Origin of the sequence: Pantoea sp. VS1, assembly GCF_002207995.1 — a bacterium.
GTDB lineage: Bacteria > Pseudomonadota > Gammaproteobacteria > Enterobacterales > Enterobacteriaceae > Pantoea > Pantoea dispersa.
The window spans coordinates 1-9,811 of the sequence record NZ_NHZE01000159.1; the positions used below are offsets into that span (position 1 = coordinate 1).

General features: G+C 50.7%; 6 protein-coding genes. 1 reads left to right on the plus strand and 5 read right to left on the minus strand.

The window, feature by feature from the left end:
• The 5 genes from CBW22_RS26575 to CBW22_RS25425 form a co-directional block, all read right to left on the minus strand.
• Window positions 1–345, minus strand: a 345-nt coding sequence (locus CBW22_RS26575; protein WP_217899546.1) for a hypothetical protein, incomplete at its 3' end; no start/stop codon positions are given.
• 713 nt (window positions 346–1,058) lie between these two features.
• A complete protein-coding gene (locus tag CBW22_RS25410; RefSeq protein ID WP_088518209.1) occupies window positions 1,059–2,327 on the minus strand; it encodes an ISL3 family transposase in 1,269 nt (422 codons plus the stop codon).
• Between the two features lie 4 nt (window positions 2,328–2,331).
• Window positions 2,332–5,589, minus strand: coding sequence for a type I restriction endonuclease subunit R (locus CBW22_RS25415; RefSeq protein WP_088518210.1), 3,258 nt, complete (start codon window positions 5,587–5,589; stop codon window positions 2,332–2,334).
• Window positions 5,590–6,918 carry a restriction endonuclease subunit S gene (locus CBW22_RS25420; protein ID WP_088518211.1) on the minus strand — a complete coding sequence of 443 codons (1,329 nt, stop codon included), beginning with the start codon at window positions 6,916–6,918 and terminating at the stop codon, window positions 5,590–5,592.
• On the minus strand, window positions 6,915–8,942 hold the full coding sequence (locus tag CBW22_RS25425; RefSeq protein WP_088518212.1) for a type I restriction-modification system subunit M: 2,028 nt from the start codon (window positions 8,940–8,942) through the stop codon (window positions 6,915–6,917). Before CBW22_RS25425 ends, CBW22_RS25420 begins: the two co-directional genes overlap by 4 nt.
• A 191-nt stretch (window positions 8,943–9,133) precedes the next feature.
• Here CBW22_RS25425 and CBW22_RS25430 point away from each other — a divergent pair, with 191 nt between their 5' ends.
• Window positions 9,134–9,535, plus strand: coding sequence for a hypothetical protein (locus CBW22_RS25430; RefSeq protein WP_176428202.1), 402 nt, complete (start codon window positions 9,134–9,136; stop codon window positions 9,533–9,535).
• Window positions 9,536–9,811: the final 276 nt, after the last annotated feature.

Sequence of the window (9,811 nt, forward strand, 5' to 3'; positions counted from 1 at the left end):
GTCGTAACTTATTCCCATAAAAGACACTACATAAGGGAAAGTATAATTAATTATCTCATTAGGAATTTTTTTATATTTTGTCACTTTAACCATGAATGGATAACTCACCTTTTTTAGTGAGGTCTTTACAATTAAAATAGCAAGAATAGTCACTAACAGGAAAGAAGATGAGATAATCGGATTCGCAAAAGGAACGAAAACACAGGTCCCATTAGAAAAACTCTGAACTGTACAGAATGCCTGATCCCACCATGCCTTAGGAATATCTTGTAATGCCAATATAAGTGCAAGAGGTAGATATGAACCTATAAAAATTAGAAAGCCGGGAATTAGTTGAAATTGCATATACTTCTCACTAGAGAATTAAAATCACCAATACTATAACACCTTGTTTGTAATTTATTTCTAAAGCGCACTTCAGATAAAATGCAACACGCACATCCTCGATACACTTAAATGCTCAAAGCTCAATATTTACACGTCTAACAATAATTTGGAATCAGAGATATGGCTCTAATTATCCAATCGTGTCTCAACTTTTGACTTGTAGTTAACCGGCTTAGGCATTAAAAAAACTACATTGAGCAAGTAACAAGCTCTAGTTTAACGCTTAAACCTTAACAAGACATTGTAAATTCAACCCCTTAACTGATAATTATCTAAGTCTGAACTAATCCCGCACTGATACTGAGCTCTTACGTTCACATATTTCTAAAGAAAGATAAACTTCTCTTTGCATTTCAGGACACAATTATTTATTATAATTTGTAACCAAAAGTTACAATATAGATTTTATATCAATACACTGCAAACTTGAGGTTTTTATGTCATTAAATTATCTTAATTTAGATGATTCAACTAAGTCTTATATGCTTAAGGAAATTGAATTTGATAAAGTAAATAATAGTTGGCTATTTGCATTCTAGGGTTGGAATTCATCCATTCTAACCCTAGACTCTTAGTCGGACAAAAAGCTGCTTCTGGTTGGATTTTTCTGTTTTTCACCACCCTGCGAGAATCTAACATTGGTTGGATTCTCAGACGCGCCCTCTCTCGCTTTAATCCAACTCTCCACCTTCTGCCTGCTTCAACAATGTCGGAATGTGCGGCCCATACTCGACCTTGCCTCGTTCTGCTCGAATACCACTGCCTACCTTGCGGGCTTCTTGGGAGTACAACGTCTTTGCACGGATGATGTCATAGCTGTAACCCCGACCTAACCGGTTGGACATCTTGATCAAGCCGTTGAGCCCTTCGGTATAGCCATTGGTGATTGAGAACGGCGCATCCCAGTAGGCAAATATGTCGTCGTAATGGTTGTGTACCGTTTTCACCAGTTTTTTGAAAGGCTCCATGCCATAAGGCGGCAGGCTGTTCTCCCAAGCCTCAAAGGCGTTCTGAGCGCTCTGTTTGTCGGGTTCGTCGTAGATGCAGAAGAAGGCTTCCTTGAAGTCATAGGCCACGGCAAGTTCTGGGATCGCCTGCTTTACAACCTCCAGCGCCTTTTGCTCCGCGGGCGTCAGGTTGCCGGGCCGCTTCAGGGTGAGCCAGCGAATGGACTTTTTGACATAAATCCGATCTTCTTTGCTTAACTGTGCCTGATAGTTCTTGCGCTCCGCTTCCAGGGCTTCAGAGGCCATCTTGACGACATGGAACTTGTCGATCACCAGTTTGGCGTTGGGCAGATACTGAGCAAAGGAACGCTTGAAGGGTCGCCACATATCCGTACAGACCCATTCCACCTTGTCAGCATCCGGCAAATCCTTGAAGAAGGGCTTCAGGTGCTCTTGAGTACGATGCTCCAACATATCAAAGACGTTGTTGGTTGCCAGATTGGTGATTACACAGCGATACCCGCCGGCCAGGTTCACTTCGTCAATGCCCATGATGACCGGGGTTTCGTAACGAACGGTTTGGGAGAGTTCCTCAATGAGATCGTGAGCGATGTTCTTGACGGTGTTCACCGCCACACCGGTTTGCTCGGCTAAAGCATGGAAGGTGGTTCCCAGGCACTGTTGCCGAATAACATCGATCAGCCGTTTGGTGGCTCGGCGTTTATCATCCAGAAAACTCAACTCCGGCATGGACATTTTTCCGCACGACTCACAGCGAAAGCGCGGGCGCTCAACTTCAAGGCGGACCGGCTCCATGTACAACGGCGTGTCCATGAACTTGTTTTTGCGCGTACCGTGTCTGTGCATAGGGGTGTTGCAGTCCCCACATAACGGCACCTCGACCCTTACCGGCTCAGCAACTATCACAAGGCACTTGCTTTCGTGGCGCATATCGACCGGCTTGATGCCTGGCAGATTCAGCAGGTCAAGCATAGGCTTAATCCATATCCAGGTCGATGTCTTTGCCTTCGCGCAGCAGGTCATACACCATATCAACCAATGCGGTCATGCCCTGACGGTCAGACTTGAGCACCTGGGTTGCCAGCTTCTGATGACTGGACAAAGCACGAACAACCGCTTGCTGAACAGCACCGGGGAGGTTGCCTTTCATAGCCTGCTCACGGGTGTTGCTTTCCACCTGAGCCATGACGACATCGCTTTCACCGGTAATCGCTGAAATCTGATTAACGAAAGCCACTTGATCATGGATCGGCGTCGCCTCACCAAACAGGCTGTTGAGCCTCTCGATAATTTCTTTGACGAATTTAGGCTTGTCGCCTACCGCGCCACCACCGCCTGCACCTGCTGGTTGCAATACCGGGGTTTTGCCTTCGTCTTCTACGTCATCGGGTCGAGCATTGATGTCAAAGCCAGTAAGCACCAGGCCTGTCAAGTCCACGGTTTCCGGTGCTTCGTGCTGAAGGCGCTTTTGCAGCAGCTTGGCGAAAGCGGCAAAGTTTTCCAACTCCGGGTCGCCAAAATCAATCAGTTGGGCGATATAGGAATAGGTACGGCAGAAGCGCCCCAGGTCCGACTTGAAGCCCATCAGCGCCTTGATTTGCTCGGCATACTCATCCTGGTGGTGATCAGCAGACTTCATACCCGCCTCGTCACCCTTGGCGCGGGCCTTCTCAAATGCTGCTTCCCAGGTTGCCATGCCATCGCGCAACATTTTCATCTTGTCGTTATACAAGGCCGTCGCTCCAGCCGTAGCGGCATACAGCGCCTTGTGCTGTGGCGATTTAGTATGGGTGATGTCGCGTATGGTCTTGAAGCGGGCCTCTTTGAACGCAGCCAAGTCCTTCTCGTCGTACAGGCCGTGCTCGTCCAGTCGCTCCTTGATCTCGTAGACCACATTGAGGTCTTGCACTTCGCCGATGTGAGCGCCCTTGTCATAGGTGGCAAAGGCCTTACGCACGTTCTCCGGATCGTTCACGAAGTCGATGATAAAGACCTCATCTTTCCCAGGTGCCGTCCGGTTCAGGCGGGCGAAGGTCTGCACAATCTCCACATGGTTGGCGATTTTCTTGTCCACATACATGGCGACCAGTTTGGGCTGGTCAAAGCCGGTCTGGAACTTGTCGGCCACCAACATCACCCGGTATTCCGGGCGGTCAAAGGCAAAGCGCAAATCCTGCCCGTGGACATCCGGGTTCATGCTCTGCTCGGTGAACTCCTCGTTCTCATCGACGATAAACACATCAGCCTTGAACTCGCTGTCATCCTGGTGCATCACCTGCTTACCGGTCATCTTGCCGGAGAAGGCCACCAGTGAATGAATAAAGCCGTACTCGCTGTGCTGCTCGATATAGCGGTCAAACGCCTTCTTGTAGCGAATGGCAGCGGCACGGGAACTGGTCACGACCATCGCCTTGGCCTTGCCATCCAGCCGGTGGGCGACGTTCTTGGTGAAGTGCTCAACGATAAACTGTACCTTCTGGGTCACATTGGTGGGGTGCAATGACATCCACTGTGCCAGGGCGCGTTTGGCGGCCTTGCCGCTTACCCGCTTGCTGTCTTCAAGCTGCTTGGAAAGGTTGAAGGCTGTTTTGTAGGGTACATAGCCGTTCAACACATCGAGAATGAATTTCTCCTCAATGGCCTGACGCATGGTGTACAGGTGGAAGGCTTGCGGCGGGTTATCGTCTGAGGCCGGTTGGCTTGGATCTGTCGGGCGACCGAACAGCATCAAAGTGGAGTGCTTTGGCGTGCCGGTAAAGGCGAAGTAGCTGATATTGTCCGGGCGGGCGCGGGACTTTTGCAGTTGCTCCAGCAGTTCATCCACCGTCATGGTGGACATCTTGCCTTGTCCGCTCATCCCCAGCGCGGCTTGCAGCTTAGCAGCGGTAGAGCCTGTCTGCGAGTTATGCGCCTCATCAATGATCACAGCAAAGTTTTTCCCTTTCAGGGCCTTGTCAGTGATGATAGCTTCCATCGCGTAGGGGAAGGTCTGGATCGTTACCACCACAATCGGCGTGCCAGACAACAAGGCCTCCGAGAGCTGCTTGCTCTTGGACTTGGATGACTTCTGCCGGTCAATGGCGGCGATCACCCCAAACTGATGGTCAATCTGCTTCACCGCGTCCTGAAGCTGGCCATCCAGCACATTACGGTCGGTGACAATGATCACGCTGTTAAATACCGCGTCGCCGTTATCTTCGCGCAGTTTCACCAAGTCATGAGCCGTCCAGGAAATGGTACTGGTCTTGCCGGAACCGGCGCTGTGGTCACACAGGTAGGTCATGCCTGCGCCGTTTTCGCGGGCATCGGCCAGCATCTGGTTCACTGCCGTCCATTGGTGAAAGCGCGGGAAAATCAGGGTTTCTTTCTTCGACCAGTTGCCCTGAATATCCACCACGTCCTTTTTCTCGACGTAGACAAAGCTATGGAAAATCCGCAGCCAGGCATTCGGCTGGCAGACCTCCTCCCAGAAGTAGGCTACAGGGTATTCCTGAGTACCATCGGCCTTAATCTCACCTGGCGGGTTACCCGCATGTACCGTGCCGCTTTCGTCCTTGCGCCCCTTATTGAACGGCAGAAAGAAGGTGTTTTCTCCATCCAGCTTGGTCGCCATCATGATTTCAGAGTCGGACATGGCGAAATGTACCACCGCCCCACGCTTGAAGGTCAGCAGCGGTTCCCTGCGTTTGGTCTTGGCGTCATATGGCAGGCGATTATTGCGGTACTGATCCATGGCCGCTTCGCAGGACTGGGTGAAGTCGGTCTTCAGTTCGACGGTTGCCACCGGCAGACCGTTGATAAACAGCACCAGATCAATGGCAAATTCACGGGCCGGGTGATACTTCAGCTCCGGCACCACGCGCAGGATATTGGCCTGGTAGCGCTCAATGACTGCTGCATTGCGCTTGTCTTCCGGTGCGGCCTCGGTCATCTCGATCAGGCCGCAACCGGCAATAGAAAAGCCCTGGCGCAACACCTGCATGGTGCCTTGTTTCTCCAGTGCTTTATCCAGGCGGTCCATCAGCACTTCAAGGGTTTTGGCCCCGTTGAGCCGTTCCAGCTTGTCCCATTTTTCCTGCTGGCCGCTGGTTTTGATCCAGCTTTCCAGGTCTTCGGGGTACACCGCCCGCTCGGTGTCGTAGAACTTGGAATCACCCAGCTTCCAGCCCTGATCTACCAACCGGTCAATGATGTATTGCTGGAAGTGTTTTTCCTGATGTGCTGCTGATTGCATTTATTGTTTTCCTCGCAAATCAATCTGGCCGGTGACAGCGGCGGTGATAAAGGCGGCGCGGCGTTCTTTGAGCAGGGTGATACTTTGTTCCGCCTTGCTAATCAGAGCATCAATGCAGGCGGTTTCGCGGTCGAGGGTGGCGACAATGGTGGCTTGTTCATCAGGGGCTGGGGATGGCACCCTAAGGCTGGCTATCACCTCTTGGTTGATATTCGGCTGGCCCCCGCCCTCAGAGAAGAAAGCCACGATATCGGCTCTGAATGCCATCAACCAGTAATACAAAAACTGGATATTCAAATCGCGTTCACCAGACAGCACACAGCAAGCTTGGTTGGTTGTTGCTGGGGTTCCAAGAAACCCTAGGCGACCAATTGTTGCACCATACATGGCAATAGCTAATGAACCAGCGGGAAAAATTTTCAAGGCTGAGAATTTCTGCATGGCATCTGAGGTAACACACTTCTTTGTTTTAACGACGATGTTTTCTCTAAGCTCACTTGTTGTTATCCACGGAATGGTTCCTCCCTGATACCATTCATGCTCCTTTGACGGTGGCGTTGTTCCACTCCCAATGGCTTGAAAAGCATGAAAAACCTTCCTATTTAACCACTCCTCTGGCACCTGCCCAATCCACTCAATGCCGGAGTCCTTCATCTTGGCGTTGCGTTCTAGTCCCTTGGTGACAGCATGGGTAATCAGCGCCTGGCGCTTTTCCTTCAGTAGCTCGATAAAGCGGGTTTTCTTCTCGATAAGCGCATCAATGCGGGCGGTTTCTTGGTCGAGGGTGGCCGCGATGGTGGCTTGTTCGTCAGTGTCGGGAAGCCCGATAGTAAATGACTCAAACAGATCCGTTGGAACTCGCTTTAAGCCTCCAGTGCCTCTCATCTCAGATTTGGCAATTGTTCTGAACTGCTCTTCTTGCAGACGGTAGTAAAGAAACCGGTTATGTCCCTTTCCATTTACCCGAAGAACATTGATTTCTGTAGAGCCAAACCCAATGCCGTTAACCAGACCATTGGCTACCGCTATGTTTCCATTCTCGAAGCAAGGCGTTACCTTGGCGATCAGAATATCGCCATCGCAGAAATAGCTATATCCACCATACACTTCATGAATAGGACGAGTTTCATCAAGTGTTACAGCATTGGTTCTCAGCTTTTCCATAGGGAGAAATGAGCAAAGAGAATCCTTTTCCTCGCTTAAGGTCGATTTCCTGGGATTCAAGGCGGAAATACGCTTAATCTGCGCAATCTTCCAATGCTCCGGCACCTGCCCAATCCACTCAACGCCGGAATCCTTATATGCGGGATATGCTCTGTACTGGCTCATTCGCTGGCCACCTCCGCCAGTAGCGCGGCAATCTCGGCTTCTACCTGCTTCAGGTCTTCATCAATATCATGCAGCTTGCGCGGCGGCTGGTACTGGTAGAAGAAGCGGTTGAAGTTGATCCCGTAGCCAACGCGGCCCAATTGACCATCCCTTGCATCGGTAAAGCTCTCATCCAGCCAGGCATCCGGCACATGAGGAAGCACTTCGCGGGCAAAGTAGTCGTCGATGTCCTCCAGATAGGGGACGTTCTCGTAATCAGTTAAATCTGTGTCTGACACCAGCTCGCCGTTGGAATCCGTGACTGGCTCGGCTTTCGGGTCTTTGTGACCAAAGGCGTTGATCAGCGCGGTGATCAATGTCTTGTTGGATTTGACCATGAGCTGCTTGGCTTCGACGGACTTGATCGCGTCCCTGACAAAGGTTTCTGCCCAGCTATAGGGCTGCGTTTGCCCGATCAACGGCTTGAGGGCTTCGCGCCAGAATGTCTGATGCGCGTCAGAGAGCTTTTCCCAGGCAGCTTCGGCTTCCAGCCGCTCCATGCCCACCTTATCAAGCTCCAGGGTCATGCGCAGCGGACGCAAGACCTTGATACGGCGGTAGCCAAAGGTACGGTAGTCCAGCATCCGGGAAAGCGTACCGGTTTCGCCTGCGGCGTAGATGTCCAGAATCTGGCGGCGCTGCTCATCGCTGACAATACGGCGCTTGTTACCCTCGTTTCGGATTGAAGTCCACAGGTCGGTGGCGTTGATCAACTGCACCTTGCCTTTGCGCTCCTGCGGCTTCTTGTTGGACAGAATCCACAGGTAGGTGGCGATATTGGTGCGGAAGAACAGATCCGTTGGCAGAGCCACAATGGCTTCAATCAGGTCGTCTTCCAGCAACCAACGGCGGATTTCCGATTCGCCAGACGCGGCACCGCCGTTAAACAGTGGCGAACCCGACAGTACGATAGCGGCGCGGCCACCGCCGTTGATCGGCAGTTCTAGCTTGCTCGCCAGGTGCATCAAAAACAGCATGGAGCCATCGCTAATTTTCGGCAGGCCCGGCCCAAACCGGCCCAGCTCGCCTTTTTTGTGTTCCGCTTCGACGGCGGTTTTGTCCTTCTCCCATTTCTTGCCAAAAGGCGGATTGGACAGGCAGTAGTGGAAACGCTCACCGGCAAACTGGTCGTTGGACAGCGTGCTGCCCTGACGAATGTTCTTCGACAGATCTCGGCCAGGGTCGGACTCCAAACGGCGGATCAGCATACCGGCCACACAAACCGCATGGGTTTCCGGCTCCAACTCCTGCCCGTGCGGCACCAGCACTGGCGGGATCTTGTCGCGGTTACCGTAGTCGCCCACATGGTTCATGGCATCGGTGAGGAAGCCACCCGTGCCACAGGTCGGGTCATACAGAGTACGAATCAAACCGGGGCTGGCCTCAAACAGGGCATCATCCGGGTCAAGCAGCAATGCGGTCGCCAGGTGAACGATGTCACGCGGCGTCATGAAGTCCTCGGCCCCTTCATTTACCTCGGCACCAAAGCGGCGAATCAGGTGTTCGTAGATGTTACTCATCACCCGATCCGGCACCACGTCCGGGTGCAGGTCGATCTTGGCAAAGTTCTGGCAAATCTTGTACAGCAAGCCCGCTTTCTCCAGCCGGATCACCGTATTGCCAAACTCAAACTCCTCGAAGATAGCGCGGGCGTTATCCGAAAACAGGGCGATGTAGTCTTCCAGATTGCGGCGCGTCTTGGTGCTACCCAGGGTGCCAAGGGAGTATTCAGAGGTGTTGTAGAAGGGGTATTCAGCGGTTGAGCGCAGAATGGTATCCAGCTCAACATCGGCATCCTTGAAAGCGTCATGCGCTTCTCTCACCGCCTCGCGAGTCGGCTCCAGCGCACACTCCAGGCGGCGCAGCAAGGTAAACGGCAAAATGATCTTGCCAAAGTCCGTATGCTTGAAGTCCCCCCACAGGTCTTCCGCGTTCTTCCAAATAAAGTCAGCCTGTGAAGCTGCCGATCCCGTAAATTCGTTCATTCTTGACTCCAACCACCTTTTGCACAGAACGGTACTGTAGTCAATCTGCGAATGTCAACCAGATTTTGCACAAAAGGGGATGGATTTCAATTCTTGGCTAAATCTGCGATCCTACCTAAGAATGCAAATAGCCTAATAGTTTTAATTTAAGCAATTTTCTTACAGATCAAGGTAAGAGGGCGTGGCCATCTTTGCTAGAAGAGGCATCTCAACATGATGATGCTTGGCTTGAAAAAGAAATCTCAAACAGAGGATTGCTTGCTACCCATTATTCACGACGTAAACCAAATAGTACTGAAATGACTCAGGTAAAAGTGCCTTACACAGCTGCTCAAACTTTAGCAGAAGGAGAATTCAATCGTCTGTATGCGCGAGGTCTATGCTATCGAGCAAAAATAGAAGGTATCGAATTCGTTGAAGCTTACCGGGCAAGACACTCAGAAAACCCTCGCCCTGAATCTCAAGCTATAATTGGGAAGAAGTTCAGACCAGAAGCAATTCTTGAAGATTTACGTAATAATCCAGGCGTAGACACAGCGTTAGGTGTCCCTCCCGGCCCCAACTCTGGCATAACAATTAAGCTTGCTAATTAAAAATAATGTGCAGCACTTTCGGAATTCGAATCCTTAAGTGCTGTATATAATATTGCTGAACTGAATTTTATTGAAGTTTAGTTCGGCTTTCTTAAGTGCTTCATAACGCCTTTCTTTATCTGACTCTGTTCTAAAAAACATCAAAAATTAATCCACTTTAAATATAAGCCAGTAAATTATAGAGAGATTTAGCCGCAAGGGGAAATTTTATGACCGTGCTTACACTTAAGAATGTTAAAATTTATTCCTCTGATAAAGATTAAGTATATATATAAG

What these genes read in the sequence shown, in the direction of transcription:
- CBW22_RS25415 (WP_088518210.1), bottom strand. Translation starts at nt 5,589, where the DNA reads ATGCAATCAGCAGCACATCAGGAAAAACACTTCCAGCAATACATCATT.
- CBW22_RS25425 (WP_088518212.1), bottom strand. Translation starts at nt 8,942, where the DNA reads ATGAACGAATTTACGGGATCGGCAGCTTCACAGGCTGACTTTATTTGG.
- CBW22_RS25410 (WP_088518209.1), bottom strand. Translation starts at nt 2,327, where the DNA reads ATGCTTGACCTGCTGAATCTGCCAGGCATCAAGCCGGTCGATATGCGC.
- CBW22_RS25420 (WP_088518211.1), bottom strand. Translation starts at nt 6,918, where the DNA reads ATGAGCCAGTACAGAGCATATCCCGCATATAAGGATTCCGGCGTTGAG.